Source organism: Myxococcus stipitatus DSM 14675, assembly GCF_000331735.1.
GTDB classification, from domain to species: Bacteria; Myxococcota; Myxococcia; order Myxococcales; family Myxococcaceae; genus Myxococcus; species Myxococcus stipitatus.
Genome location: NC_020126.1, coordinates 4,387,932 through 4,413,628, shown reverse-complemented (window position 1 = coordinate 4,413,628; position 25,697 = coordinate 4,387,932). Strand labels below are relative to the sequence as shown.

24 protein-coding genes are annotated in these 25,697 nt (G+C 69.5%); 11 read left to right on the top strand and 13 right to left on the bottom strand.

What is annotated here, in order from left to right; translation table 11 throughout:
* Positions 1-23: 23 nt before the first annotated feature.
* From gcvP to gcvT, 3 genes are all read right to left on the bottom strand, one after another.
* Positions 24-2,930 (bottom strand): aminomethyl-transferring glycine dehydrogenase, encoded by a 2,907-nt coding sequence (gene gcvP / locus MYSTI_RS17335; protein WP_015349077.1) that lies wholly within the window; start codon positions 2,928-2,930, stop codon positions 24-26.
* Between the two features lie 87 nt (positions 2,931-3,017).
* Positions 3,018-3,404 (bottom strand): glycine cleavage system protein GcvH, encoded by a 387-nt coding sequence (gene gcvH, locus MYSTI_RS17330; RefSeq protein WP_015349076.1) that lies wholly within the window; start codon positions 3,402-3,404, stop codon positions 3,018-3,020.
* 27 nt (positions 3,405-3,431) lie between these two features.
* The gene (gcvT, locus tag MYSTI_RS17325; RefSeq protein ID WP_015349075.1) at positions 3,432-4,514 is read right to left on the bottom strand and encodes a glycine cleavage system aminomethyltransferase GcvT; all 1,083 of its coding nucleotides are present in this window, start codon (positions 4,512-4,514) and stop codon (positions 3,432-3,434) included.
* A 94-nt stretch (positions 4,515-4,608) separates the two neighbouring features.
* Between gcvT and metF the strand changes: the two genes are divergently transcribed.
* From metF to MYSTI_RS17310, 3 genes are all read left to right on the top strand, one after another.
* A complete protein-coding gene (metF, locus tag MYSTI_RS17320; protein ID WP_015349074.1) occupies positions 4,609-5,481 on the top strand; it encodes a methylenetetrahydrofolate reductase [NAD(P)H] in 873 nt (290 codons plus the stop codon).
* Positions 5,478-5,900, top strand: a complete 423-nt coding sequence (locus MYSTI_RS17315) for a hypothetical protein (protein WP_015349073.1) — start codon at positions 5,478-5,480, stop codon at positions 5,898-5,900. The genes metF and MYSTI_RS17315 overlap by 4 nt, the downstream gene beginning before the upstream one ends.
* Before the next feature lie 188 nt (positions 5,901-6,088).
* The gene (locus tag MYSTI_RS17310) at positions 6,089-6,631 is read left to right on the top strand and encodes a hypothetical protein (RefSeq protein ID WP_015349072.1); all 543 of its coding nucleotides are present in this window, start codon (positions 6,089-6,091) and stop codon (positions 6,629-6,631) included.
* Between the two features lie 31 nt (positions 6,632-6,662).
* Here MYSTI_RS17310 and MYSTI_RS17305 read toward each other — a convergent pair whose 3' ends face one another.
* Together MYSTI_RS17305 and MYSTI_RS17300 are read right to left on the bottom strand one after the other, a co-directional pair.
* Positions 6,663-8,192 (bottom strand): sensor histidine kinase, encoded by a 1,530-nt coding sequence (locus MYSTI_RS17305; RefSeq protein ID WP_044280778.1) that lies wholly within the window; start codon positions 8,190-8,192, stop codon positions 6,663-6,665.
* A gap of 399 nt (positions 8,193-8,591) precedes the next feature.
* Entirely contained in the window at positions 8,592-9,539 is a 948-nt protein-coding gene (locus MYSTI_RS17300; protein WP_015349070.1) for an ADP-ribosylglycohydrolase family protein, read from the bottom strand.
* A gap of 293 nt (positions 9,540-9,832) precedes the next feature.
* Here MYSTI_RS17300 and MYSTI_RS40800 point away from each other — a divergent pair, with 293 nt between their 5' ends.
* Together MYSTI_RS40800 and MYSTI_RS17290 are read left to right on the top strand one after the other, a co-directional pair.
* On the top strand, positions 9,833-11,068 hold the full coding sequence (locus MYSTI_RS40800) for an OmpA family protein (protein ID WP_015349069.1): 1,236 nt from the start codon (positions 9,833-9,835) through the stop codon (positions 11,066-11,068).
* 391 nt (positions 11,069-11,459) lie between these two features.
* Entirely contained in the window at positions 11,460-12,080 is a 621-nt protein-coding gene (locus tag MYSTI_RS17290) for a TIGR02265 family protein (RefSeq protein WP_015349068.1), read from the top strand.
* A gap of 15 nt (positions 12,081-12,095) precedes the next feature.
* Here the strand turns inward: MYSTI_RS17290 and MYSTI_RS17285 are convergent, their stop codons facing one another.
* Positions 12,096-13,211: an esterase/lipase family protein gene (locus MYSTI_RS17285; protein ID WP_015349067.1), complete on the bottom strand. Its 1,116-nt coding sequence runs from the start codon at positions 13,209-13,211 to the stop codon at positions 12,096-12,098.
* Positions 13,212-13,404: 193 nt separating this feature from the next.
* On the bottom strand, positions 13,405-14,265 hold the full coding sequence (folD, locus tag MYSTI_RS17280; RefSeq protein ID WP_015349066.1) for a bifunctional methylenetetrahydrofolate dehydrogenase/methenyltetrahydrofolate cyclohydrolase FolD: 861 nt from the start codon (positions 14,263-14,265) through the stop codon (positions 13,405-13,407).
* A 55-nt stretch (positions 14,266-14,320) separates the two neighbouring features.
* On the opposite strand from folD, the gene MYSTI_RS17275 reads away from it, so the two are divergent.
* Genes MYSTI_RS17275 through MYSTI_RS17260 form a run of 4 tightly spaced genes read left to right on the top strand, consistent with a single transcriptional unit; the run spans position 14,321 to position 18,057 of the window.
* Positions 14,321-15,142: a TerB family tellurite resistance protein gene (locus tag MYSTI_RS17275; protein ID WP_015349065.1), complete on the top strand. Its 822-nt coding sequence runs from the start codon at positions 14,321-14,323 to the stop codon at positions 15,140-15,142.
* A gap of 53 nt (positions 15,143-15,195) precedes the next feature.
* On the top strand, positions 15,196-15,912 hold the full coding sequence (locus tag MYSTI_RS17270; protein ID WP_015349064.1) for a Smr/MutS family protein: 717 nt from the start codon (positions 15,196-15,198) through the stop codon (positions 15,910-15,912).
* A gap of 46 nt (positions 15,913-15,958) precedes the next feature.
* Complete coding sequence (locus MYSTI_RS17265) at positions 15,959-16,954, top strand: amidohydrolase family protein (protein ID WP_015349063.1); 996 nt, start codon at positions 15,959-15,961, stop codon at positions 16,952-16,954.
* Positions 16,955-16,962: 8 nt separating this feature from the next.
* Positions 16,963-18,057, top strand: a complete 1,095-nt coding sequence (locus tag MYSTI_RS17260; RefSeq protein ID WP_015349062.1) for a quinone-dependent dihydroorotate dehydrogenase — start codon at positions 16,963-16,965, stop codon at positions 18,055-18,057.
* 174 nt (positions 18,058-18,231) lie between these two features.
* Here the strand turns inward: MYSTI_RS17260 and MYSTI_RS44665 are convergent, their stop codons facing one another.
* The 6 genes from MYSTI_RS44665 to MYSTI_RS17230 all read right to left on the bottom strand — a co-directional run bounded on the left by MYSTI_RS44665 (position 18,232) and on the right by MYSTI_RS17230 (position 24,490).
* The gene (locus tag MYSTI_RS44665) at positions 18,232-18,915 is read right to left on the bottom strand and encodes a DUF4097 family beta strand repeat-containing protein (RefSeq protein WP_015349061.1); all 684 of its coding nucleotides are present in this window, start codon (positions 18,913-18,915) and stop codon (positions 18,232-18,234) included.
* Between the two features lie 107 nt (positions 18,916-19,022).
* Positions 19,023-20,171 carry a spore coat polysaccharide biosynthesis glycosyltransferase ExoK gene (gene exoK, locus MYSTI_RS17250; protein WP_015349060.1) on the bottom strand — a complete coding sequence of 383 codons (1,149 nt, stop codon included), beginning with the start codon at positions 20,169-20,171 and terminating at the stop codon, positions 19,023-19,025.
* Complete coding sequence (gene exoJ, locus MYSTI_RS17245) at positions 20,161-21,441, bottom strand: spore coat polysaccharide polymerase ExoJ (RefSeq protein ID WP_015349059.1); 1,281 nt, start codon at positions 21,439-21,441, stop codon at positions 20,161-20,163. The genes exoK and exoJ overlap by 11 nt, the downstream gene beginning before the upstream one ends.
* Positions 21,442-21,591: 150 nt before the next feature.
* Entirely contained in the window at positions 21,592-23,259 is a 1,668-nt protein-coding gene (locus MYSTI_RS17240) for a DUF6178 family protein (RefSeq protein ID WP_015349058.1), read from the bottom strand.
* Between the two features lie 72 nt (positions 23,260-23,331).
* Positions 23,332-23,973, bottom strand: coding sequence for a ribosome biogenesis GTP-binding protein YihA/YsxC (yihA, locus tag MYSTI_RS17235; RefSeq protein ID WP_015349057.1), 642 nt, complete (start codon positions 23,971-23,973; stop codon positions 23,332-23,334).
* A gap of 4 nt (positions 23,974-23,977) precedes the next feature.
* Positions 23,978-24,490 carry a cytochrome c3 family protein gene (locus tag MYSTI_RS17230; RefSeq protein WP_015349056.1) on the bottom strand — a complete coding sequence of 171 codons (513 nt, stop codon included), beginning with the start codon at positions 24,488-24,490 and terminating at the stop codon, positions 23,978-23,980.
* A 131-nt stretch (positions 24,491-24,621) separates the two neighbouring features.
* Here MYSTI_RS17230 and MYSTI_RS17225 point away from each other — a divergent pair, with 131 nt between their 5' ends.
* On the top strand, positions 24,622-25,089 hold the full coding sequence (locus tag MYSTI_RS17225) for a hypothetical protein (RefSeq protein WP_015349055.1): 468 nt from the start codon (positions 24,622-24,624) through the stop codon (positions 25,087-25,089).
* 10 nt (positions 25,090-25,099) lie between these two features.
* A complete protein-coding gene (gene coaE / locus MYSTI_RS17220) occupies positions 25,100-25,696 on the top strand; it encodes a dephospho-CoA kinase (protein ID WP_015349054.1) in 597 nt (198 codons plus the stop codon).
* Position 25,697 lies beyond the last annotated feature (1 nt).

The window sequence follows — 25,697 nt, the reverse complement described above, 5'->3', positions numbered from 1 at the left end:
TCAACCGCGGGGCATCAACCCCGTCACGCGACGGCGGGCTTGGGCTCCGGCGTCATGTAGTCCTCGATGGGCGGGCACGAGCACACGAGCTTGCGGTCGCCCAGCACGTTGTTGAGGCGCCCCACCGACGGCCAGAACTTGTTGTCGCGCACCCACGGGGCCGGGAACACGGCGACCTCGCGGGAGTACGGACGGTTCCACTCCGGCGCGGAGATGACGCGCGAGGTGTGCGGCGCGTTCTTCAGGACGTTGTTGTCCTTCGGCATGCGCCCCTCCTCGACTTCGCGAATCTCCTGACGGATGGCGATCATCGCGTCGCAGAACCGGTCCAGCTCCGCGCGGGACTCGCTCTCCGTCGGCTCGATCATCAGCGTGCCCGCCACCGGGAAGGACACCGTGGGCGCGTGGAAGCCGTAGTCCATGAGCCGCTTGGCCACGTCCTCCACCTCGACGCCCGACGTCTTCTTCAGCGGACGCAGGTCGACGATGCACTCGTGCGCCACGCGGCCCCGCTTGCCCCGGTACAGCACCGGGTAGTGAGGCTGGAGCCGCTCGGCGATGTAGTTCGCGTTGAGGATGGCCAGCTTCGTCGCCTGGGTGAGGCCCTCGCCGCCCATCATGGCGATGTACATCCACGAGATGAGCAGGATGCTCGCGCTGCCCCACGGAGCCGCGGAGATGGCGCCGATGCCGTCCGAGCCGCCCGTCTGGATGACCGGGTGTCCCGGCAGGTACTTCACCAGGTGGCTGGCCACGCAGATGGGGCCCATGCCCGGGCCGCCACCGCCGTGCGGGATGCAGAACGTCTTGTGCAGGTTGATGTGGCAGACGTCCGCGCCCACCAGCCCCGGCGCGGTGAGGCCCACCTGCGCGTTGAGGTTGGCGCCGTCCATGTACACCTGACCGCCGCGCTCGTGGACGATGGAGCAGATCTCCTTGATCTCCTCCTCGAACACGCCGTGCGTGGACGGGTACGTCACCATCAGCGCGGCGAGCTTGTCCTTGTGCTCCTCCGCGCGGGCGCGCAGGTCGTCGAGGTCGATGTTGCCGTTCTCATCGCACTTGGTGACCACGACCTTGTAGCCCGCCATGACGGCGGAGGCCGGGTTGGTGCCGTGCGCGGAGGACGGGATGAGGCACACGTCGCGGTGCCCCTGACCTCGGCCCTGGTGGTAGGCGCGGATGACGAGCAGGCCCGCGTACTCACCCTGGCTGCCGGCGTTGGGCTGCAGCGAGCAGCCCGCGAAGCCGGTGATGCTGGAGAGCATCTGCTCGAGCTGCTCGAAGATGACCTTGTAGCCGGCCGCCTGCGACGTCGGCGCGAAGGGGTGCAGCCGGCCGAACTGCGGCCACGTCACCGGAATCATCTCCGCGGTGGCGTTGAGCTTCATCGTGCAGCTGCCCAGCGGAATCATCGAGTGCGTCAAGGACAGGTCCTTGGCCTCGAGCCGCCGGATGTAGCGCAGCATCTCCGTCTCGGAGTGGTAGCTGTTGAAGACCGCGTGCGAGAGGAACGCGCTCCGCCGGCGCAGGTCGGGAGACACGGAGCTCTCCACGTTCACGCCCACCTCCTCCAGCGACGGGGCCTGCGACTTGCCTACGCCCGTGGCGAAGGCCGACAGGATGGCCTCCACGTCCGAGCCTCGCGTCGTCTCGTCCAGCGACACGCCCAGCGTCTTCTCGTCGATGCGGCGGAAGTTCATCCGCGCCGACTCGGCGGCGGCCAGCACCGCGCGCACCTGCTGCGCCGTCAACTCCACGCGCAGGGTGTCGAAGAACTGCTCGTGCCGAGGCTTCAGGCCCAGCTTCGCGAGGCCCCGCGCCAGCACCACCGCCAGCCCATGCACGCGCTCCGCGATGGACTTCAGGCCCTTGGGCCCGTGGTAGACGGCGTACATGCTGGCGATGACGGCCAGCAGCACCTGCGCGGTGCAGATGTTGCTCGTGGCCTTCTCGCGGCGGATGTGCTGCTCGCGCGTCTGGAGCGCCATGCGCAGCGCGCGGCGGCCCTGCGCGTCCTCGGACACGCCGATGAGGCGGCCCGGCATGACACGCGTGTACGCGCTCTTCGTCGCGAAGTAGCCCGCGTGCGGACCGCCGTAGCCCATGGGCACGCCAAAGCGCTGCGCGCTGCCCACCGCCACGTCCGCGCCGAACTCACCCGGAGGCGTCAAGAGCGTGAGACTCAAGAGGTCCGCGGCGACGATGAACAGGCCGCCCGCCGCGTGCACCTTGTCCGCGAAGGAGCGGTAGTCCACCACCGCGCCGTCCGTGGTCGGGTACTGCACCAGCGCGCCCACGTACTTCTTCGCGCCCAGGTCCACCGTGCGGTGGTCCCCCACCACAATTTCCACGCCCAGCGGCTGGGCGCGCGTGCGCACCACGTCCACCGTCTGGGGATGGCAGGACTCGGAGACGAAGAACGCGGCGTCGGAGTCGTCGCCCTTGACGTTCAGCGCCAGCGACATCGCCTCGGCGGCGGCGGTGCCCTCGTCGAGCAGCGACGCGTTGGCAACCTCCAGGCCCGTCAGGTCCATCACCATCGTCTGGAAGTTGAGCAGCGCCTCCAGCCGCCCCTGCGCGATCTCCGCCTGGTACGGCGTGTACTGCGTGTACCAGCCCGGGTTCTGGAAGATGTTGCGGAGGATGACGTTGGGCGTGTGCGTGTCGGAGTAGCCCATGCCGATGAAGGACCGGAACACCTGGTTCTTCGCGGCGATGGCCTCCAACTGGGTGAGCAGGTCGTGCTCGCCCTTCGCCGGCGCGAGCCGCAGCGGCTCCTTGGAGCGGATGGCGGGCGGCACGGTCTGGTCGATGAAGGCATCGAGCGAGTCCACGCCCAGCGCGGACAACATCTGCTTCAGCTCATGCTCATCCGGACCGTTGTGCCGGCCGGCGAACGACTCCTGATACTTCCAGTTCAAGGACATGGCGGTGGTAGCTCGCGTGCGACTCGCGACGGCGGAGTCGGAAAATTCGAGGACCGTCACTAACAACGGCGCCCCGGCACTTCACTCTCAGCCGTTCTGGAGCAGCTTGGCGTACGCGGCGGCGTCCAGGAGCTCGGCCAGTTCCTTGGTGTCCGAGAGCTCGATCTCGATGATCCACCCGTCACTGTAGGTGTCGGTGTTGAGCAGTTCGGGCTCGCCGGTGAGTTCCTCGTTGATCTTGGTGATGGTTCCGGAGAGCGGCGAGAACAGCTCCGAGACGGCCTTCACGGACTCGACCGTGCCGAACGCCTCGCCCTTCGCGACCTTGCGGCCCACCTTGGGCAGCTCCACGTAGACCACGTCGCCCAGCGTGTTCTGCGCGTGGTCCGTGATGCCGACCACCGCCTTGTTGCCCTCGATGCGGGCCCACTCGTGATCGCTGGTGTACTTCAGGTTCTCGGGGATGTTCGACATGGGGTGCTCCTCGATGGGGCTAAGGGTTCAGGGCTTCTTGAGGAACGGCGTCTTCACGACGACGGCGGGCACTGCGCGACCGCGAATCTCGACATCGAACGTGGAGCCTTCCGCGGCCAGCTCCGTGGGCACGTAGCCGATGCCGATGGGCTTCTTCACCGAGGGGCCCATCGTTCCGCTCGTCACCTCACCGACGCGGACGCCCTCCTTGAGGATGGGGTAGCCGTGGCGAGGGATGCCGGCGCCGGTCAGCTCGAGGCCCACCAGCTTGCGCTTCACGCCCGCGGCCTTCTGCGCCACCAGCGCGTCCTTCCCGATGAAGGCCGCCTTGTCCAGCTTGACGATCCACCCGAGCCCCGCCTCCAGCGCGGTGTGCGTGTCGTCGATGTCATTGCCGTAGAGCGCGTACTTCATCTCCGTGCGCAGGCTGTCCCGGCAGCCCAGGCCGCAGGGCTTCACGCCGTCCTGCTGCCCCGCGTCGAGCAGCGCGTTCCACAGCGCCACCGCGCCGTCCGGCGCGCAGTACAGCTCGAAGCCGTCCTCGCCCGTGTAGCCGGTGCGCGAGATGATGCAGCGCACGCCCGCCACTTCGCCCTCGGCGAAGCGGTAGGTGCCGATCTTGGAGGTGTCCGTCTTCGTCAGCCGCTGCACCAGGCCCGCGGCCTTGGGGCCCTGCACGGCGATCTGCGCGTACTCGTCGCCGCGGTCCACGGGCGCGACGCCGCGCGCGTGCGCCTTCATCCAGGCGAAGTCCTTGTCGCGGTTGCTGGCATTGACGCAGATGAGGATGCGCTCGGGGCTGAAGCGGTAGGCGACGACGTCGTCGACGAAGCCTCCCTGCTCATTGAGCAAGCCCGCATAGACAGCCTGCCCGTCCGCAATCCGGGCGAGGTCATTGGAGATGAGTCCGTTGACCGTCTCCAGCGCACCCGGGCCGGCGAACTCCACCTCGCCCATGTGCGACACGTCGAAGAGTCCGACGCTGTTGCGTACCGCCTCGTGCTCGGCGATGACGGAAGAATACTGCACGGGCATGTCCCAACCCGCGAAGTCAACCATCCGAGCGCCCAGCGCGCGGTGGGCCTCGTTGAGCGGCGTACGCCGGGTCATCGGCTTCTCCTGAAGGGGATTGAAAGCGGCGCGGACTATAGCCATGCACCTTGGCCGATCAAGGCCGACGGGGAAGGTCTACACTGGGTCCGCCATGAAGATTCGTAATCGGTTGAATCCGTCCAACCCTTGCTTCTCCTTCGAGTTCTTCCCGCCGAAGACCGACGAAGGCGTGGCCAACCTCCTCAAGACGTTGGAGGACCTGGCACCTCTGGAGCCGGGGTTCGTCTCCGTGACGTATGGGGCCGGCGGGAGCACGCGCGACAGGACGCTGGAGCTGGTCACCCGCATCAAGGCGGAGACGGGCATCGAGGCGATGGCCCACCTGACGTGCGTGGGCCACACGCGGGAGGAGCTGCGGGAGCTGCTCCAGCGACTGACGGAGGCGAAGCTGGACAACGTGCTCGTCCTGCGCGGTGACCCACCCCTCGGACAGAAGACCTTCACCCCGGCGGAGGGCGGCTTCGCCTATGCCTCGGAGCTGGTGCAATTCATCCGAGAAGAGGATTTCAACTTCTGCATGGGGGGCGCGTGCTATCCGGAGGGCCACGTGGAAACGGCCTCCCGCGACGACGACCTGCGTCATCTGAAGGCCAAGGTCGACGCGGGGCTGGACTTCGTGGTGACGCAGCTCTTCTTCGACAACGCGTTCTACTTCGACTTCGTGGAGCGGGCCCGCCGCGCGGGCATCAACGTCCCCATCGTCCCGGGCATCATGCCCATCACCAACTACGACCAGGTGCAGCGCTTCACGCGCATGTGCGGCGCCACGGTGCCCATGCGGCTGGGTCTGCAGTTGGAGCGGGTGAAGGACCAGCCGGACGCGGTGGTGCAGCTGGGCGTGGCGCACGCCACGGTGCAGTGCATGGAGCTCTTGTCGCGCGGCGTGCCAGGTATCCACTTCTACACACTCAACAAGTCCCCGGCCACGCGGATGATCGTGAGCGCCTTGAGAGCCCGTACATGAGCGGTCCTGGAATCCATCTCCCCCCGACCGACCCGCGCGCGAGGGTCATCGAAATCATCCGCGCTCCGGCCTTCTTCCTGCTGTGCACCGGGGTGCTGAACGTCTTCTTCAACATCGCGGGCTTCGTGCTGGCCGCGCTGCACGTGACGTCGCCGCTGGCGCCTCCGGGGACGCCGGCCAACGCGCTGGAGCTGTCGCCGGCGCTGGCGCTGATGCTGCTGGTGGGCATCCTCTGCGGCGTGCTGTCGGCGTGGGGCGCGCTGAGCGCGCTCAACCTCAAGGGCTACGGACTGGCGACGGTGGGCGGCATCACCGCGCTCTACATCCTGTCTCCCGCCTGCGTCATCGGCGTGCCGGTGGCCATCTGGATGCTCTTCACGCTGCGCCGCGATGGCGTGCGCGAGGCCTTCAGAAGCTGACGTCCAGGCCGCCGTCCCGTCGCGGACGGCGGCACGGATTCAGACAGGCGCATGGCACCGGGGGCGGACTGGTTTCACCCCACCACGCGCCCACACATTCGGCTCCCACGCACCCACTGTCCCCGCACGAGGGGATGAACGGTCCGGCCATGAAGGCCGGCCAGGTGCGTGGCACATGGAGCCGTCAAATGCCGCTGAACCTTCGCAAGTCCATCTCCCTGCTGTCCCTGGGCACCGCCCTCGTCCTTCAGGCCACGCCCGCCCTCGCGGAGTCCGTTCCGACGGAAGCCGCGAAGACGGAGGCGCGGTGCACGGGCGGCGCGTACCAGACCTGGGAGCCCGGCCTGCGACTGCTGCCCCGGAACTCGACGTACACGAACAAGTCGAGCTACGACTCGTGCACCACGAGCGACCCGAACCTCGTGTCGGCGGAGCTGGACATCGCCACGGACGTCAAGGCGTCTTGCGCGCTCCAGAGCCGCTCCGATGGCACCCTCACCTGGAATGACGGCAGCGTCTCCTCGCTGGCCATCATCCGCTCCGGCGTGGACGTCATCCACGGCGGGCAGGCCTACGTCTCCGTCGGCGTGGTGAAGGACGGGCCCTTCCAGGGCAACGCCGTCGTCATCACGTACGACATCTCGCCGCACGACCTCACCCCGTGCGTGTCGTCGGATGGGCTCTCCTCGCTGTCGGGCCCCTCCACGCTGCGCCTCATCCGGCTCTACTAGGCCGACCTCCGCGACTCCCACGCGCGAAGCCCTATGAGGGGCAGGCGACCTCCGCCGTGGCCCGCGCGTGGGGCAAGCAGATGGTGAAGACGCTGCCCTCGCCCTCGCGGCTCTCCACGCGCAGGGTGCCACCATGTTGCCGCACGGTGCTGGCCACCACGGTCAGACCCAGCCCCGTGCCGTGCTCCTTGGTGGTGAAGAGCGGCTCGAAGATGTGATCCAACACCTGGGCGGGAATCCCTCCACCATTGTCGGTCACCCGAATGTGGAAGGCCCGCCCACCACTCAGCTCCGCCGACACGGCGACCACGCCTTCGCGCCCCGGCGGCATCGACTCCGCGGCGTTCTGCACCAGGTTGATGAGCACCTGGCGCAGCAGCTCGCGGTCCACCCACGGCGGCTCCAGCCCCGCGGGCACGCGGTTCTCCACGCGCACGCCCTCGCGACGAGGCACCACGTCGACGGCCTCCTCCACCAGCCCGTGCAGCGGGCACGCGCGCAGCACCAGGGGACGCTCGCGCACGAACTCCAACATCTCCGACGTGAGGCTGGCGCACACGGCCAGCTCCCGCTCGACGATGTCCAGGAAGCGCTGAAGGCGCGCATCCTCCCGAGCGCCCTCCACCTGGCGCAGCCGCCGCACCACCGCGGCATTGGCGGTGCGCGCCGCGGCCAGCGGGTTGCGCAGCTCGTGGCTCACCGTCGCCGTCAGCTTCCCCACCGCGGCGAGCTTCTCCATGCGGGCCACCTGCTCCCGCGAGTCCTTCAGCTCCCGGCCGCTGCGCTCCAACATCCGCTCCCGCTCGAGCAGCTCCAGCTCCTTCGCCCGAGCCAGCAGCGCCTGCCGCTCCGCCACGCGCTTCATCTCCCGCGTCGCGCCCCGGCACGCCAGCACCAGCACGCCGTCCACCAGGCCCACCCAGAACACCAGCTCCAGCACGCTGCCGCCCGGCGTCCCCGCGACGGTGACCCCCGCCTGCGGCCAGCCAATCCCCCGCAGCAGGTGCGCCACCACCGCCGCCACCCCCGCCGTCAACAGCACCCGCGCGTCCCGGTAGAACGTCACCAACGCCAGGGAGCCGAAGACATGGAAGTACGTCTCCAGCCGCGCGCCGGACAGGTGCACCAACAACACGGACCACAGCACCTGCGCCGCCGCCATCACATGGCGGGTCACCCCCGCACCGGGCCGCAGCAGCGCCAACGTGGAGGGGATGAGGCACAGCGGCCCGCCCCAGAGCAGCGCCACCCACAGGGGCTCGAGCCCGGGGCGCACCCGCCAATCCCAGGGATGCGCGGACATGGCCACCGCCAGGGCCAGGGCGAACAGCCACTGCCCCACCATCAACCCCACGCCCAGCCGGTCCACCCGGCGCCGCACCGCCGCCAGGTACTCCCACAACAACGCGCAGGCACGCGCCTCCACCGCCGCGTCCAGCGACTTCGCTTCCGGCAGCCCGGACTCCGCCACCGGCATGGCGGCACGCATGACATCCAGCGGACCCGTCTGCCCCGCACGCGACTGCTCCGCGGGCGCATCCGCCTCGTATTGGTTCGACATCCTCAGGCTCACCCCGGCCACGCTGGCCCCTCAGGATCCGCCCCATTCTAACGAGTCACGACTATCAGGCAATGCAGTTTTCTCTGCTTATGCCGGTTGTGATATCGACAACAACCACCCTGGCCTGGAACCGCAGCTGGCCCGCTGCTCCAATGACAGCCGCTGTACCTGGGTACAATGCTAAAGCCATACATCACGACATCCAGAAAATCCGGCTTTAAATCGAGTTGCAGGAAATCCACTTGGACATATCATCCGTGTCGTGGTGACGGCGGTGGACGCGGCCCGAATGGGTGGGAGCATGCTCCGGCCTGGGCTGGTGGACGCGCCGACGGCTGGCGTCGGATTGAGGGCTCCGCCCTGCCCCGGGGGGGTGGGTAGGGCGGAGCCTGCGGTTTCTCATCCGCGAGCCGCGTGAAGCACCAGCTTGCGCAGGAGCGGCTCCACGAGCTCGCGTCCGCGCAGCGCCCGGAGCCAGCGCGCTGGAATGCCCCGCACGCCGTGAATCACGCCCGCGATGCCGCCGGCCACCGCCGCCGTCGTGTCGGTGTCATGCCCCAGGCGCACCGCGGAGCGGACCACGTCCTCATAGGAGCCGTGGGCGCACACGCAGTCCCGCGCGGAGCGAAGACAGTCCACCACGTAGCCCGTCCCCTGCCCTGGGGTGTCCTCGGCGCCCGTGGGGAGGATGCTGCCGTCCAGCTCCGTGCGGGATTCGGTGCCCTCGGGATACAGCGCCCGCAGCGCCGACAACGCCTCCTCCCAGGGCCGGGCCGAGCCTTCCCATGCACGCCGTGCCCAAAGACAGTACAAAGCGCAACACACTCGAGACCGCGCATGACCATGTGTCACGCGGGATTGAAGCATGGCATCCGCGGCGAGCTCCGCGTCGCTCCCCCGGTGCCAGAGCGCCAGGGGCAACACCCGCATCAGGGCGCCATTGCCGTTGTCCTGCGGGCCAGCGGGCCCCGCGCTCGCAGCGGGCACGCCCGCACGCACCCGGGACAGGGCCCGGTCCGTCTGGATTCCCACGTCGAACACGGCCCCGTCCACCGCCAGGTAACCCCATTCGCGCCAGTTCACCAACCGGCGCCCCAGGTCCTCCACGTCCAGGCGGCCCTGACAGAGCAATGAATCCAACAGGCAGAGCGCATGGGCGCCATCGTCGGACCAGGTGCCCGGGGGCACGTCCGGGTGGGCGCGGCTGAAGCCCGCGGGGGGCTCGAACTCGAGCGCGTCCCGCGCGGGAATCCACTCCGGCGCGTGGAACTCGTAGGGAACCCCCAGCGCATCCCCCACCAGCAGGCCGAGGACCCCTCCCTCGATTCGCTCCTCGCGTGTCACCATGGCGCTCCTCCCGGGCCCCGCACGGGACGTCGAGTCGTGGACGCTCGCGCCTCGCGCGCGCCGGCGTCAAGGCCCGGCGCTCCATGCGGAGCCCTCCGCGCGCGAGGAGGCATCCGGCGGCTCCGTCCTTCGAGCGGCCACGCCAGCAGGGCGATGTGGGCCTCGTATTCCATCCGCACCCTCCTTCCCTGAAGAGTCGTTCGCATCGGAGGAGCCCTCTGCTCCACGCAGGCGGTGAGCGACTCCCCTCACCGGGGGCGACTGGTGCCGCCCGAAACGCAGGAGGCATTCGCATGGGATTCAACCTCATCGACATGGTCCGTGAGCGCTTCACCGGCAACGTGATGCAACAGATGGGCTCCGCCCTGGGCGAGGACCCGAGCACGCTGACCAAGGCCCTCCCGGGCGCCATCGCGGCGGTGGGTGGCAGCGTGGTGGAGCGAGGCTCCACCGAGGCGGGCGCCCAGCGCCTGATGTCACAGCTCAACGAAGGGGGTTACACGGGCCCCGACACGGGCGGCGAGGACTCGCTCTCCCCCGACACGGTGGAGCGCGGACAAGGCATGCTCAACGGCCTGTTCGGCGACAAGCTGGGCATGCTCAGCAGCGTGCTCGGCCGCACGGGCGGCTTCTCCAACTCGAAGTCCGCGTCCGGGCTGCTCGCCGTCGTCGCCCCCATGGTCATGGGTGTGATTGGCAAGCAGGTGCGCGACCACCGGATGAGCCCGTCGGGGCTGAGCCAGCTCCTGGGCAGCCAGCGCTCGCTGCTCTCCGCCGCGATGCCCGCGGGGCTGGGCAGCATCCTGGGCATGGGCGGCACGGGGCCTCGCGTCGTCGAGGAGGTCCACGAGACGCGCACCGTCCCCTCCGTGGAGACGGTGCGGCGCCAGCAGCCCATCGAACGCGCCCCCGTGCACGCGGAGCCCCGGAAGCAGAACCTGTCCTGGGTCATCCCCGTGGCGCTGCTCGCGCTCCTGGCCGGCTGGTTCCTCACGCGCGGCAAGCGCGAGGCCCCTCGGCGTGAACAGGCGACGGCCACGCAGCCCGCGCAGCCCGCTCGGCCGGAAGAGCCGGTCAGGCCCGCTCCGGATGACACCGGCGTGGGCGGCGCCGGCTCCATGGGCACCCGCGCGCCGGCCGTCGTGCAGGACGCGCAGGGCATGCGCCAGGCCATCGACAACGGGGCCAACAGCTTCATCCTGGGCGGCGTGAACTTCGACGAGGGCTCCGCGACGCTGACGCCGCAGAGTGACGCCAGCGTGGGGCAGCTTGCGTCCGTGCTGCGCGAGAAGCCCGACGCGCGCGTGCGCATCGCCGGCCACACGGACTCCACGGGTGACCCGGCCGCCAACCGCCAGCTGGCGCAGCGCCGGGCGGAGGCCGTGCGGTCCGCGCTCGTCGAGGACGGCATCCCCGCCAGCCGCGTAGACGTCGCCGCCGTGGGTTCCGAAAAACCCGTGGCGGACAATGACACCACCCAGGGCCGCGACATGAACCGCCGCATCGAAGTCCAGATGTTGAGCCGCTGAGGACGCGCGGCCTTCCACCCCCCCCCCGCGCGAGTCCTGGCGCGGGGGGTGCCGCGTCGCGCCGTCGCGATGCGAAACATTCATGTGCGACGGGTGCCGCCGGCAGACGTTCCCTCCTGTGAGTGGTCCAGAACGCACAGAAGCCGCCACATCGCGCCCGGCGGGCGCCCCGTGTTGTGCATTGGCGGCCACCCGCCATCCGGCCCGGATTCCGCGCCAGACCTCCCCTTTGTCTCTGGAGACAGTCCCCAACTGTCCCCGTCGAGACAGCGCACACCGACCCGCGTCCCCCCCAAGCGGGCTTCTCAGCTCACCCGGATTGCCGCACTTTCATGGATGAGCCCGTTCGCGGGCAGGTATCAGGTTCAACTTCTTCGTCAGGGGGGCGTCCATGACAGTGATTGCGTTCCGGAGTCGGGAACGAGAAACTCTCGACCCAGGCTGCGAGTTGGAACGACGTCTGGGGTTGTCCGCGACCGAGGACCGGGCTCGCGGCATGTTCTTCCTGGGTGTGATGGACGTGGTGCGGAGGGAGTCAGGAGAGACCGCGGCCGCGCGGTGCCTGGCGGCGTCCGGCGAGCGACGCTTCGTTCCCTTCTTCCTCTATCCGGTCAGCGCCTTCCTGCGGATGTCCTTCGCCGCGGCGGAGATTCTCGCGCCGCGACTGGGCGGCTTCGAGACGGCCATGCGCATCATCGGCGCGCAGGCCACCCATGACTTCCTCGACTCGGTGGTGGGCCGCAGCTTCTTGATGCTCGCCGCGGGGGACCCTCGGCGGCTCATCAACAACCTGCCCTCCGGCTACCGGACGGCCGTGACGTACGGCGAGCGGCACGTGACGTGGACGGGCAACCAGGACGCGTGCTTCAACGTGTTCCGGGACTTCATGCCCCACACGTACCACGAGGGGGTGCTGCAGGCGGTGCTGCAGGCCATCGGCACCCGCGTCGCGCGCGTGCGCGGGCGCCCCCTGAGCCTGCTGGACTGCGAATACGTCATGTCGTGGGCCTGAGGCCCGACGCCCGCGTCACTCGTGCTGGCGGATGTATTGGATGATGGCGGCGTAGAACTTGGGCTCGTTGAAGAGGTCGGGCCCGACGCCCACCACGTCCAGGTGGTCCTGGTCGAGGACGCTGGAGATCGACGTCATCTGCACGAGGATGGGCGCGTTCAAGTCCGTGACCGCGGGGATGGAGCGGTCCTCGGCGATGAGGCCCGGTCCCCACAGTGACTCCGTGTAGCGCAGGCGCTTGCCCATCTGCTGGGAGTTGATCCCCACCACGCCGTCATCATCGCGGTCCTGGCGCACGCCATCCCCCTGCCCCGCCGCGCCGTCCCCATCGCAGTCATCGACGCAGTACCCATTCCCGTCGATGTCCAGGAAGCCGAGCCGCAGCAGATAGAACGCGGGATTCACCTGCGCGGCCGTCTGCGCGGTGAGCAGCGACGCGTAGGAGGAGACATGGCGCGAGTCCATGGGATAGGCCGCGTTGAAGGCCTTCATGCCCGTGACGACGCCGTCGTTGGATTGAATGTCGTCGTAGACGAGCTGTTTCATCGCGGCGATGGCGTCGTTGCCGGGGGCGTAGACGCTGTTGCCGAAGATGTTCGCCAGCGCGGCGACCACCGACGACACGCCGGGCCCCATGTCCAGGATGTACTTCGCCACCGGGGAGCCCCGGTGGGGCGACGACAGGCTGACGAGGACGTCCACCACCGCGCGCTGCTGCTGCTCGAAGAGCACCTTGGCGGCCTTGCGCGCGTCGATGCCGCCCTGCGAGTGGCCGATGATGTCCACCCGCTTGGCGCCCGTCGTCGCCAGGAGTCCTTCGATGTCGGCGGCCAGGTCCAGTCCGCGGACCTCCGAGGAGTGGAACGACAGCACCTGCGAGCCGAACGTTCGCTGTCTCGGGTGGAGGCCGGCGTTGCAGTGCCACTCGAGAGGCTCGTCGCACGCGTCGCCCACGAACAAGCCCATCTCGTCACCGAAGTACGCGAAGCCCAGCAGGTCCTCGTAGCCCCCCATGCCGTGCGCGAAGACCACCGGATGGCGCGTGGCTTGGGGTGGCTGGGATTGCGCGAGGCTCGCGGTCCCCCCGAGCACGCTCCAGGCCAGCAACATTCCGGTCTTGAACCCTCTCATGCGTCGACTCCTCGCCCACGTCTCACGCGGGCCCTGGCGCCGGGCGAGGCCCCACCTTCGGCCTCCAGTCCCGGCTGGCGTCCGCCTTCCATACCCAGGAGACCAGGCCGGGAGCGGACCGCGCGCGGGGGAGCGTCTCCAAGCCCACACCCTCACGCAGGTCCCCTCGGGGGCAAGACCACTACCGCGTCTGTCAATGCGATGGCGGGGTGACTCCGCGCATGGCGGCCTCGAGGGTGTTGCGGATGAGCATGGCAATGGTCATCGGCCCCACACCTCCGGGGACGGGGGTGATGAAGGACGCGCGCTCGGCGGCGGCGGTGAACTCCACGTCCCCCACCAGCTTGCCGTCCTCCTTGCGGTTCATGCCCACGTCGATGACGACGGCGCCGGGCTTCACCCAGGCCCCCTTGATGAGCTCCCGCACGCCCACCGCGACAACGAGGATGTCCGCGCGCGACACCTCCGCCGGCAGGTCGCTCTTGCTGTGGCAGAGCGTCACCGTGGCATTGCGCTGGAGGAGCATCAGCGCCATCGGCTTGCCCACGATGTTGCTGCGGCCCACCACCACCGCGTTCTTGCCCGCGGGCTCACAGCCCACCTCCTCCAGCAGCCGCATCACCCCCAGCGGCGTACACGCACGCGTCGCCGGACGCCCCAGCAGCAGGCTCCCCGCGTTGAGCGGATGAAAGCCATCCACGTCCTTCTCCGGCCGCACCGAGGAGAGGATGGCGTCCGCGTCCAGGTGCCGGGGCAGCGGCAGTTGCACGAGGATGCCGTGCACGGCGGGGTCCTCGTTGAGCCGGTGCACCAGCGCCAGGAGCTCGTCCTGGGAGATGGAGGAGTCGCGGTGGTGTTCCCAGGAGCGGAAGCCCACTTCCTCCGCGGCCTTCTTCTTCCCCGCCACGTACACCTGGGACGCGGGGTCGTCTCCCACCCGCACCACCGCGAGCCCGGGGATGAGGCCTCGCTCCGCCTGGAGGCGGGCGACCTCCGACTTCACCTCCGCCCGGACGCGCGCGGCCACTGCCTTGCCATCAATCAACTGGGCCATAGGAAGGCCCACTCTATGAGAGACTCCGCGGCCTGGCGGGAGGGAAACCGAAGGCATGGGACAAGGAAAAGTGCTGGGGGTGATGCTGGGTCTCATGGTGGGGCTGCTCATCGGCAACCCCTGGGCCATCATCCTGCTCGGCGTGGTGGGTGGCATCGCCGGGTACCGCTTCGACGAGATGCACTCCCTGCCCTCCGAGTCCCCCGACGCGCTCGCGGACTTCCCTCCGCTGGAGCCCTCCGCCTTCGCCACGCGAGGGGGACCGCGCGACGCCGCCTCCGTGCAGGAGGAGTCCGACGCGCACCTCACCCGCAGCCTGTGCGCCCTCTTCGTGGAGGTGGCGCGCGCCGACGGCGAGGTGCGCCGGGAAGAGGTGCGGGAGATCCGCCGCTACTTCGAGGAGACCCTCAAGTACGGCCCGGACTCGCTCGAGTTCGTCCGGGGCCGCCTCAAGGACTTCATCTCCCATCCCCCCGACCTGGATGACGCCGCGGCCGCCTGTCAGGAGGCCCTCCCGGCGCTCGAGCGGCGCAGGCTGCTGGAGGCGCTCTACGAGCTGTCCCTCGTGGATGGCGCCCTCCAGCGCTCCGAGCGCGAGGTGCTGGGACGGGTGGGCGGGGCACTGGGCCTGTCGGACGCGGAGCAGCAGGCCGTGGCGTCCATCCACCTGGGCGACGCGTCGATGCACTACGAGGTGCTCGGGCTGACCGCCGCCGCCTCGGACTCGGACGTGAAGCGGGCCTTCCGCCGGCTCGCCGCCGAGCTGCACCCCGACAAGCACGCCCACCTGTCGGGCGAGGACGCCGACGAGGCCGCCCGCCAGTTCCAGGAGGTGCGCGACGCCTATGAGGAAATCCGGCGCCTGCGCGGGCTATAGACGGGGATTACACACAGGACACCGCCCACGACGACGAGGACACGGGCCGCCCCATGAGCCAGCAGCGCAAGCCACCGCCCAAGAAGAAGGAAGAGGCGTTCCACAACAACCCCTTCAAGTCCGCCATCAAGTCCATCCAGGACAAGGACAAGCAGGAGGCCCAGGCCCGCGCCGCCGCGGAGGCCGAGAAGCGCAAGCCGCCCCCGGCCCCCGTCCGCGCGGCCAAGGTCCGTCGCGAGAGCGCCGAGGACGAGGCCTCCCTCTTCTTCTCCGCCATGGACGGCGTGGCGCAGATCACGAATCGCGGCGAGGCCCCCAAGACGGACCCGCGCCTGCCGGAGCTCATCGACGACAACGCGGAGGCGCTCGCGCAGCTCTCCGAGCTCGTCGCGAGCCAGGGTGACTTCGACATCTCCGACACGGGGGAGCTCATCGAGGGCATCAGCCCCGGCGTCGACCGCAACCTGCTGCGCTCCCTGCGCCGAGGCGACTTCCCCCGCCAGGGGCAGCTGGACCTGCACGGCCTGACGCAGGCCGAGGCCCGGTCCGCCGCGGAGCGTTTCCTCTCCGACAGCTGCCGCGCCCGCAGGCGGTGTGTCCTCATCGTCCATGGCCGGGGCTTGAGCTCCAAGGACCAGGTGCCCGTCTTGAAGACGTGGGTGAGGGAGTGGCTGTCGCAGAAACGTATCAGCGCGATGGTGCTGGCGTTCTGCAGCGCACGTCCCGAGGACGGCGGGAGCGGAGCGGTGTACGTGCTGCTCAGACGCTAGCGGTCACGACCTTTACGCGCGCCCGGCACTGTGCATACATGCCGCCATGGCACGCGAATTGATTGACCTGCATATCCACGTGGGTGGCTCGGTGGCCCCCCACATCCTCTGGTCCATCGCTCACCAGCAGGGCTTCAAGCTCCCCGTCAAGACCTACTTCGACTTCGTGGAGCTCATCACCTCGCGTCCAGGCAAGGTGGGAAGCCTGGATGACTACCTCAAGATCCTCCACACGTGGACGGAGAAGATCCAGTCGTCGCCCAGCGCGATCGAACGCTCCGTCTACGAAATCATCGGCAAGGAGTACCGGGGCAGCCGGGTGACGCAAATCGAGCTGCGCTTCAATCCCATGAAGCGCAACCTCCACTCGGAGCTGGACCTGGACCACATCATCCACGCGGCGCTGCGAGGCATGGACCGCGCGGTGCTGGAGTACGGCGTGAAGGTGGGCTTCATCTTCTGCCTGGCGCGGGAGTTCGACCACCGGCTCAACAGCATCCTCGTGGACAAGGCCATCAAGTACCGCACGCGCGGCGTGTACGGCATCGACCTGGCGGGCACGGAGACGAACGCCATGGAGCTCAAGCCGGAGGTCGTCGCGCAGTATGAAGACCTCTTCGCCCGGGCGCGGCGCGGCGGGCTCAAGTGCACGGTGCACACCGGCGAGACGGCGGGCACGGGAGCCGAGGGCGTCATGTCCGTCGTCGAGAAGCTCAAGCCGCACCGCATCGGCCACGGCATCCGCGCGGCGTATGACGAGAACGCGATGAAGGTGCTGCGCGAGAACGACATCGTCCTGGAGCTGTGCCCCACGTCCAACCTGCACACCAAGGCGGTGGAGGGCGTGGAGGAGTTGCGCCACATCATCCGCACCTTCTGGGACCGCAAGGTGAAGTTCACCATCAACACGGACGGCCCCTACCTGCTCGAGACGGACATGCGCCGCGAAATCGAGCTGGTGGAGAGCCACGGCATCCTCACCCCGGAGCAGGTGGATCAGACCCTGGCCTGGGCGCGGCAGTCGTCCTTCATCCCGGGCTGAGCACGCGCATGTACGGACTGACTCGCTCGCTCCTCTTCCAGTTCTCCGCGGAGCGAGCGCACCGGCTGGGCATCGCCGGCCTGCGCCAGCTGGGCCACTTCCGGGGCCTGTGCCAGTCGATGCGCGAGCGCACCCTGCGGGACACCACCGACGCCCTGGCCGTGGAGGTGGCGGGACTGCGCTTCGCCCATCCCGTGGCCCTGGCCGCGGGCCTGGACAAGGACGCGGAGGCGGTGGACGGCCTGTTCGCCTGCGGCTTCTCCGCCGTGGAGATTGGGACGATCACCCCCCGCCCCCAGCCCGGCAACCCACAGCCCCGGCTGTTCCGGCTGCCGGAGCACCAGGCCGTCATCAACCGCATGGGCTTCAACAACCACGGCGCCGCCGTGGCCGCGGCCCACCTGCGCGGGCGCGACTGGCACCCGGGCCCGCTGGGCGTCAACGTGGGCAAGAACAAGGACACGCCGCTGGAGCAGGCGGTGGACGACTACGTGGCCTGCGTGGACGCGCTCGCGCCCCTGGGCGACTACGTGGTGGTCAACGCCTCGTCCCCCAACACCCCGGGCCTGCGCAAGCTGCAGGAGCCGGAGCAGCTCGCCGCGCTCCTGGGCACCGTGCAGGAGCGACTCTCCGCCGTGGCTCCGGGCAAGCCCCTCTTCCTCAAGATTGCCCCCGACCTGACGCCCGAGGCGGTGGATGAAGTGGTGGACGTGGCGCGCGCGAGGAAGCTCGCCGGGCTCATCGCCACCAATACGACGGTGGCGCGTCCGTTCGAGCATCCGCTGGCGAAGGAAGCCGGGGGCCTGTCCGGCGCGCCCGTGCGAGAGCCCGCCAACGCCGTCATCCGGCGCGCGTACCAGCGCTCGGGAGGCGCGCTGCCCATCATCGGCGTGGGAGGTGTCTTCAGCGCGGAGGACGTCTACGAGAAGCTGCGCGCGGGGGCGTCCGTGGTGCAGGTCTACACGGGCTTCATCTACGAGGGGCCCGGCATGGTGCGCCGCATCCTCCCCGCACTGGCGCGGCTGCTCGCGCGGGATGGCTTCACCCACGTCACGCAAGCCATTGGCGCGGAACATCGGCGCCCCACGCTCCCCGGGGCCTGAAAAGAGAAACGCCGGGATGCGCCGCTGCGGGCGTCCCGGCGTTCAGGGCCTTGTGCCTCGCGCCACGGTGCGTGGGGGCAGCAGGGCTGAAAAAGTGAGCGCTCGCCGGCGCCTTGGAGTTTCACCGGCGAGCGCCCCGGGCCGTCTGACTAGGAGACGGGCCTCGAAAGCCATTTATTCTTGAACCGTCAGCGAGCCGCCCACGGTGCTGACTTCCACCTCATGGGTGCCCGCGCCGTAGGTCCGGGTCTTGGAGCCCAGGGAGACGGACTTCCCGTTGAAACTCCCCCCGACGGAGCTGAATTCCACCTTGGCATCCGCGCGCTCCGGCAGCTTCAGCCGGACGTCGCCCGACACCGTGCTGATTTCGACACCCTCGAGCTTCCGGGGAGCCAGTACCACTTCCCCTTTAACGGTGCTCACCGACAACCGTCGCTCCGAACCGTTCACTTCCACACGGCCGTCCACGGCGGACATGCGCTGCTCACCCTTCACGCCCTGCACCGTCACCGCCGCGTTGACGACCGAGACCTCCAGCGCCGCCTCGCGAGGCACCTTCACCACGAACCGCACCGGGCTGACGCCCTTGCACGACTGCCTCCGCTCCTCGCAGGGGCCGCAGCACACCCTCGCCCGGATGTCGTCACCCTCCTGGGTCACCTCCACCTCAGTCGCCTTCCGGCCACTGTCCGGATTTTCCGGAACCGCCTCGATTACCACGCTATTCCCGTCTACCGCATCTACGCGAACCGCGCCATCAACATTGGAGACGTGGACCTGGGGGGTCCCATCCGTGTCGAATTTCCAAGACTGCGGCGCCGCGGCAGAGGCCAACACGACCAGAAGTGGAAACAACATGAGCGGTGCTCCGAGGTAGGGGTGGGAACATCCCACCTTACGGAGAAGTCGACGCCCCCATTGCTGGCGAGCGACGCGAAGTATCCACGGCGGTCTGACATGCCCTGCTAAGGGCCGTGGACCACTCGTTGATACAGCGCGTCATGGAGGCGGACCAGGCGCTCCAGGGAGAGCTCCCGGGCGACGAACTCCCGGGCCTCGTTCCCCATGCGGCGGGCCTTCTCGGGGTGGGACAGGAGCTGGTTGAAGGCCTGGGCCAGCTGTGCGGGGCGCTCGGGGGGGACGACGAGTCCCCGCTCTCCGTCGCGGACCAGGTCCGTGTTTCCCCCGACGCGGGTCACCACCATGGGGAGTCCGGCGGCCATGCCCTCCATGACGGCGTTGGACATGCCCTCCGCGCTGGAGCAGAGGACACCCAGGGTCGCCCGGGCGTAGATGGCGGCAACGTCCGTGCGGTGCCTCAGGAAGTGCACCGTCTCCGACACGCCCAGCTCCGCGGCCAGCTTCTCCAGGCCCTTGCGACGGGGGCCATCTCCCACGAGGAACGCGTGCAGGGGCGTGCCGCCGTGGTGGAGCATGGCCAGCGCGAGGAGCAGGTCCTCCTGGCGCTTCACCGGGTGGTTCATGTTGGCGACGTGGACCAGGATGGGCGCGTCGCCCGTGTCCGGCAGGGGCGCCTTGAGGCCCTCGAGCATGCGCGCATCGAAGCGCGCCAGGTCCAGGCCGTTGTGGATCACGGAGATGCGCGCGGCGGGCAGGCCCTCCTCGTCCACCAGTTGCCGGCGGATGGCCTCCGCGTTGACCACGACATGGTCCGCCATCGCCGTCAGCCGGGAGTGCACCGCGCGGCGGGCGGGGCCCTGCCAGTGGGACAGGTCCAGGCGTCCGACGATGACCTTGGCGCCGGCGAGCTTCGCGGCCGGCACGGCGATGAGCGACGAATAGAAGTCATGCACGTGGACCAGGTCCACGCGATGGGCGCGCAGCCAGCGGGCCATGCGCAGCACCTGGTACGCGGTGTTGGCCTGCGCGACGGAGCCCTTGAGCGGAAAGGTCTCCGCCGTGTAGCCCAGCTTCCACACCGCGCCCATCAGCGGCCCCGCGTCCTCCAGCACGGAGACCTGGAGCTGGTAGCTGGGGGGCAGGCCCCGGAGCAGCTCCAGCACCTGCACCTCCGTCCCGCCGATGTGGAAGGAGCGAGTGAACTGCACCAGGCGCACGGGCCGGGCGCCCATGCCAGGTTCTTCACGCCGCATGGCCCGTCCCCTCCCACGTCTCCGAGGGTGCGCGCCCCGCGTCCGGCGCGCTGTCCGACTCCGTGGCCGGCTCCGCGCGAGCGATGCGCTCCGCCGCCGCGGCCAGCCCGAAGAGGACATAGCAGTGCGCGGAGAGAATGTAGCCGGAGAACAGGTCACACGTCAGGTAGCCCGCGATGGAGGCCGACAACGCTCGCGCGAGCCACCCTACGTCCCGGCTGCGCGACGCGACGAACGTGCCTCCGGCGGCGCCTCCCATGAACACCATGAAGAGCGCCATGCCCACCCAGCCCAGCTCTCCAATCACATCCAGGAAGATGTTGTGCGCGACGTACGCGCGGCGGGCCTCGGGGGGCGCGTACTCCGCCCACGCGAAGCGGAAGCTCCCCGCGCCCACGCCGAGCAGCGGGCGGTCCAGGCTCATGCGGCTGGCCACCTGCCACGCGTAGACGCGCCCCATCGCGGAGGCGTCCTCGTGGAACGCGGCCACCGTCTCGTTGCGCTGCCAGAAGCTGTCGGGCGCGAACACCAGCAGGCCCACGACGAAGAGCGACCCCACGACGATCGCCTGGATGCGGCGCCTCTCGCGGATGGCCCACAGGCCCATGGCCACGGACAGGCCGATGAAGCCGCCGCGCGAGTGAGACACGACGATGGCAATCACCGCCAGCACCGCCGCCACCAGACACGCCAGCCGCCAGACCCACGGCGAGCCCTTGCGCGCCATGAAGGCCACGGCCAGGGGCACCACCAGCACCATGTTCATGGCCATGTGGTTCGGGTCCGCGTACACGCCCACCCAGCGCGCGCGGAAGCCCTCCACCAGGTCCTCCCCCACCCGATACCAGTCGATGACGCCGATGGACGTCACCATCGACGCGAGCACCATGGCCCCGCAGACGACAGCCAGCCGGCGCTGGTTCGTGATGACGTTGACGACGGTGAGGTAGATGGCCGTGAGCTTGAAGAGCTCGATGCCCGTGTAGCTGGCGACCTCCGGGTTCACCGCCCACGAGACGGACATCAGCGCCAGGGCCGAGAAGCCGATGAGCGCCCAGCCTCGTGGACCATCCAGGAAGAGCGGCTCCGCCCGTCCCAACCTCCGCACCACCATCAGCCCCGCGGCGAGCCCCGATGTCACCAGCGCCAGCCGCAGCGGCCCCAGCGCGGGAATCCACTCTCCGGGCACCGCGTACATCACCGCCGCGAACGCGGTCAGCGCGTAGAAGGCCCACACGTCACGGCGCTGCCCCTGCTCTCCCGGCACCATGTCCCTCCTCCTCTGGCAGTCCCACGCCTCGAGCGTCGCGTGGGCCAGACAGAAGCAGACGACGTGCCAGACTCCAGGCGCGCAAGGCCCCGGAACTTCACAGGATGGAGGGCCCCGGGAACTGCCCGAGGCCCTCCGGGACTGAAAAAGCTACGGCACCGGGGGCGTCTCCATGGGGAGGACCTCGGAGGCGACGGGGCTCCACTGAAGGTCCTCCAGCCAACTGGCGCCCAGCTCCGACAGCAGCTTCGCGAGCGTCGAGCCGACCATGCGACGCAGCTCCTCCCGAGCCTCCGGCGCCACCGCGCCCTCCAGCCCCGACAGGGCCCGCTCCGACGCGGAGGCCAGCAGCCGAGGCGCCTGCGGGGTGCCCTCGAAGAGTCGCTGGCCCAACTCCGCCCCGCGCCCCAGCGGCACCGGCCGCGCATCCGCCCGGCCCTCCAGCACCGCCATGGCCACCACCGCGGCGAAGAGGCGCTCCACGCCCAGCGCCTCCATGGGCACGCCGAAGCGGGCCACCGCCGCGCGCGCCGCCTCGGGTGTTCCACCCAACACTCCGCGGAGCACCTCCACCTGGGCCTCCGCGCGGGCCAGCACGGCCTCGCTGGCGGCAATCTCGCGCAGGGAGCGGAACGGCACGGGCTCCGCGCCCTCCACCCGCAGCGCGCGGCGAGGACGCTTGCGACGCAGGGCCTCCACCGCGGCGGCCTCCTCGGGCAGCACCATCAGCACGCCATCCACCACCGCGCCCGGCGCCTTGGCCAGCCGGTCCGCGCGGAACTTGAGCTGGAGCGTCAGCGAGAAGCCCGTCTGGAACACACGCCGCAGCGGCGTGTCGCGCAGCACCTCCGTGGCTCGAGCGGGGTCCCCGCCCGTCAGGTGCTCCAGGCCCAGCGAGAGGGAGTCCCGCGTCATCTCTCCCACGCGGCGCACGGCGTCCAGGTCCCCCGGGTCCGCCAGCTCCGCCACGAGCACCGCGTTGGCCACGCTGGTCAGCTCGTCCTCGGCGTTCTGCCGCTCCACGTCAGTGAGGCCCCGGAAGGCGGCCTCGAGGTAGTCCACGTGGCCCTGGGCCGACGCCAGCGCCGTGCTCGCGGCGCGCCCGCGCGGGGGTCCCACGTCCACGCGGCTGAAGAGCGACACCGCGTCCTCCAGCGAGGGGAAGCCCAGGTCCAACAGGCGGCCCTTGCGGAACTGGAACGCGGTCTCCTCCAGCTCGCCCGGAATCTCCCAGCGCACGGCCTCCAGCAGACGCACCGCCTCGAAGGGGTTCTCCGCGATGAGGTCGTTGACGAGCGCGCGCACCGCGGACATCTCCACGCCCTCGGCGGTGATTTCGACGAGGTAGCGGCCCTCGGGCGTCTCCATCGTCACGCCCTGCGGGTTGACGTCCGGGTTCTCCTCGCGGTCATGGAGGACGACGAACTCGCGCAGCACCAGCTCCAGCACCTCCAGGTCCATCCCGTGGAGCTTGCGCAGGAACTCCTCGGTGTCGTCGAAGCCACCGCGCGAGGCGCGCAGCCACGTGAGCACCTGATGCGCGTCCAGCTTGTCGCGCGTCCACGCTCCCAGGTCCACGAAGGCGCGGAACTGCGCGGGGGACGCGAGCTGCACGAGCTCCGTCGCATCCGCCAGGCCCACCTCCTGGATGGTGAGGTAGAGGCTCTCCGGCGGCAGCGCGCGCACGACGGCCTGAGCATCCGGCCCGTCCAGCAGCGCATCCACCCGCCGCTTGGGCGACAACCGCATCAACTGCTGCTGCAGCTCGCGCAAGGCGAGCTGCGAATCCCTGCCATTACCCTTGCCGTTCTCGGACACGGGGCGTGCCTACCACAGCGCCCCGCGCGTCGGGAGAGGAACCCCCTCCCGAGCGGCGACTACCCGATGCTCTCAGTCCTCGGAGCCCTCGGGACGGACGCGGCTGGCCTTGCCGAACGTGTCGAGCAGCGCGTTCCAGACCTCGTCCACGCCCCGCGGCTCCGTCGAGGAGAACGGCAGGATGGCCTCCATGGGCAGGTCCAGCTGCTTCGACAATTCCACCAGGCGGGGGCGCGTCTTGGCCTTGGTGAGGCGGTCGATCTTCGTCGCCACCACCATCACCTTGCGCTTGTGCGACTGGAGATAGTCGAGCGTGGCGAGGTCATCCGGCGTGGGCCCCACCTCCGCGTCGATGATGCTCACCACCACCTCCAGGCGATGACGCTTCTCCAGGTAGGTGGTGATCATCTTCTCCCACTGGGCCTTGTCCGCCTTGCTCGCGCGGGCGAAGCCGTAGCCCGGCAAGTCACACAAGCGGACCTGGTGACGGAAGGAGCCTCGCTCCAGGTCCACGTCGAAGAAGTTGAGCGTGCGGGTGCGGCCCGGCGTGTTGGACACGCGCACCAGCTTCTTGCGGCCGGTGAGCGTGTTGATCATGGAGGACTTGCCGACGTTGGAGCGGCCGACGAAGGCCACCTCGGCGGTGTGTCCCTGTGGATAGCCCTTGGGCTCCACGGCGGTGATGACGAAGCGTGCGTCGAGAATCTTGATCACGCGGTTATTTCTTCGCGGTGGTGGTGGGAGGGGTTGTCACGGGAGCAGACGCCTCGGTGCGGGCCGCGCGACGGGCGCGCTCCGCGGACCAGTGGTCGATGGCCTTCAGCGACTCCTTGAAGTCGAACGGCCGCAAGGAGGGCGAGGAAGCGTCATGGCAGGAGCGGCACTGCTTCTCCGACGGGTCCACCAACCCCACCAGCCGCGCCAGCTCCGGGTCCTTCATCACGTACTCGGGCGAGTAGTACTGCCCCCCTCCGTGACATGTCTCACAGCTCACACTGGCCTGCTGCTGGGCCACCTGGTCCGGCGAGTGGCACGACAGACACCGGCCGTCCTTCTGCTGCTGCTCGGACAGGGAGCTCACCGCGCGGGCGTGCTTGGACTGCATCCACGCCTCGTAGGCCTCCGGGTGGCAGCCCTTGCAGCTGTCGGCGCCGACGAAATCCGCCGCTCCGGCCGCGCCACAAAGGGCCAGCAGGAGGACGGGCAGGACCCTGAAGCCAGATGCGCGCATGGCTCGCGAAGTAGCAGACCCCCCCGGACGGGGCAAGGCGTCTCGTGGTTGAATGCCTGTCGGAATCGTCCGTTGAAAGAGAGGGCAGCGCTTGAGCCCCGCCCGCCCTTTCCATTAGGGAGGAAGTCGTGATGAGGACCCTGACCGCGCTCGCCGTATTCGCCCTGGCCTTCCCCGCCGCCGCCAAGCCCTGGCAGGGCGTGGAGCCTGGCGTCACCAAGAAGGACGAAGTCATCAAGAAGTTCGGCGAGCCCTCGCGAACCGTGAGCCAGGACGGCAAGGAGACCATCGCCTACCTGGGCAAGGAGGCCATCAAGGGCACCAGCCAGGCCCAGTTCAAGGTGGACCCCACCTCACAGCTCATCGAGCGCATCGACGTCTTCCCCGGGCCGGTCATCGACAAGGAGACCATCGAGACCAGCTACGGCCCCGCCTGCCCCTCCGGCCCCGTGCCCTCGGCGCCGTGCTACCAGCGCAAGCTCACCGACGACTTCCGCACCTACTTCCTCTACCCCAAGCTGGGCCTGGCCATCTTCTTCAACGAGGACGGCAAGACGGTGCAGTCGTTCACGTTCACCACGCAGAAGGCCGCGAAGTAGGCCCCCCACCGTGCACGTCTTCGGGCTGACGGGGGGCATCTCATCCGGCAAGAGCACCGTCACGCGGATGCTCCGGGAGCTGGGCGCGGAGGTCATCGACGCGGACGTGCTGGCCCGGCAGGTGGTGGAGCCGGGCACGCCGGGGCTTGCCTCCATCGCGGAGCGCTTCCCCGGTGTGATTGGCCCGGACGGGCGGCTGGACCGGGCGAAGCTCGCCGCCCGCGTCTTCGGCAACGAGGCCGAGCGCACCGCGCTCAACGCCATCACCCACCCGCGCGTGCGCGAGGCCTTCCTGGAGAAGCTCCAGTTCCTGGAGGAGCGAGGCGTGGCGCGCGCCGTCTACGACGTGCCGCTGCTCATCGAGGCGGGGATGCACCACTGGCTGGAAGGGGTGGCCCTGGTGTGGGTGCCTCGGGAGCTGCAGAAGGCGCGGCTGATGGCGCGCGACGGGCTGGACGAGGCGGCGGCCGAGGCCCGGCTGACGTCCCAGCTCCCCCTGGATGACAAGCGGACACACGCGACGTGGGTCATCGATAACAGCGGGGACCTGGCGGCCACCCGAGCCCAGGTGGAAACAGTCTGGCGCGCCATGCTCGCGCGCGGCTGAC

Excerpts from the sequence above, each read along its gene's own strand:
- MYSTI_RS17230 (WP_015349056.1), bottom strand. The coding sequence starts at position 24,490 with ATGCGCGCATCTGGCTTCAGGGTCCTGCCCGTCCTCCTGCTGGCCCTT.
- MYSTI_RS17265 (WP_015349063.1), top strand. The coding sequence starts at position 15,959 with ATGGCACGCGAATTGATTGACCTGCATATCCACGTGGGTGGCTCGGTG.
- MYSTI_RS17315 (WP_015349073.1), top strand. The coding sequence starts at position 5,478 with ATGAGCGGTCCTGGAATCCATCTCCCCCCGACCGACCCGCGCGCGAGG.
- MYSTI_RS17260 (WP_015349062.1), top strand. The coding sequence starts at position 16,963 with ATGTACGGACTGACTCGCTCGCTCCTCTTCCAGTTCTCCGCGGAGCGA.
- MYSTI_RS17310 (WP_015349072.1), top strand. The coding sequence starts at position 6,089 with ATGCCGCTGAACCTTCGCAAGTCCATCTCCCTGCTGTCCCTGGGCACC.
- MYSTI_RS17275 (WP_015349065.1), top strand. The coding sequence starts at position 14,321 with ATGGGACAAGGAAAAGTGCTGGGGGTGATGCTGGGTCTCATGGTGGGG.
- metF (WP_015349074.1), top strand. The coding sequence starts at position 4,609 with ATGAAGATTCGTAATCGGTTGAATCCGTCCAACCCTTGCTTCTCCTTC.
- MYSTI_RS40800 (WP_015349069.1), top strand. The coding sequence starts at position 9,833 with ATGGGATTCAACCTCATCGACATGGTCCGTGAGCGCTTCACCGGCAAC.
- gcvT (WP_015349075.1), bottom strand. The coding sequence starts at position 4,514 with ATGACCCGGCGTACGCCGCTCAACGAGGCCCACCGCGCGCTGGGCGCT.
- MYSTI_RS17300 (WP_015349070.1), bottom strand. The coding sequence starts at position 9,539 with ATGGTGACACGCGAGGAGCGAATCGAGGGAGGGGTCCTCGGCCTGCTG.
- folD (WP_015349066.1), bottom strand. The coding sequence starts at position 14,265 with ATGGCCCAGTTGATTGATGGCAAGGCAGTGGCCGCGCGCGTCCGGGCG.
- MYSTI_RS44665 (WP_015349061.1), bottom strand. The coding sequence starts at position 18,915 with ATGTTGTTTCCACTTCTGGTCGTGTTGGCCTCTGCCGCGGCGCCGCAG.
- MYSTI_RS17305 (WP_044280778.1), bottom strand. The coding sequence starts at position 8,192 with ATGTCGAACCAATACGAGGCGGATGCGCCCGCGGAGCAGTCGCGTGCG.
- MYSTI_RS17285 (WP_015349067.1), bottom strand. The coding sequence starts at position 13,211 with ATGAGAGGGTTCAAGACCGGAATGTTGCTGGCCTGGAGCGTGCTCGGG.
- MYSTI_RS17270 (WP_015349064.1), top strand. The coding sequence starts at position 15,196 with ATGAGCCAGCAGCGCAAGCCACCGCCCAAGAAGAAGGAAGAGGCGTTC.
- gcvH (WP_015349076.1), bottom strand. The coding sequence starts at position 3,404 with ATGTCGAACATCCCCGAGAACCTGAAGTACACCAGCGATCACGAGTGG.
- exoK (WP_015349060.1), bottom strand. The coding sequence starts at position 20,171 with ATGCGGCGTGAAGAACCTGGCATGGGCGCCCGGCCCGTGCGCCTGGTG.
- MYSTI_RS17225 (WP_015349055.1), top strand. The coding sequence starts at position 24,622 with ATGAGGACCCTGACCGCGCTCGCCGTATTCGCCCTGGCCTTCCCCGCC.
- MYSTI_RS17290 (WP_015349068.1), top strand. The coding sequence starts at position 11,460 with ATGACAGTGATTGCGTTCCGGAGTCGGGAACGAGAAACTCTCGACCCA.
- exoJ (WP_015349059.1), bottom strand. The coding sequence starts at position 21,441 with ATGGTGCCGGGAGAGCAGGGGCAGCGCCGTGACGTGTGGGCCTTCTAC.
- gcvP (WP_015349077.1), bottom strand. The coding sequence starts at position 2,930 with ATGTCCTTGAACTGGAAGTATCAGGAGTCGTTCGCCGGCCGGCACAAC.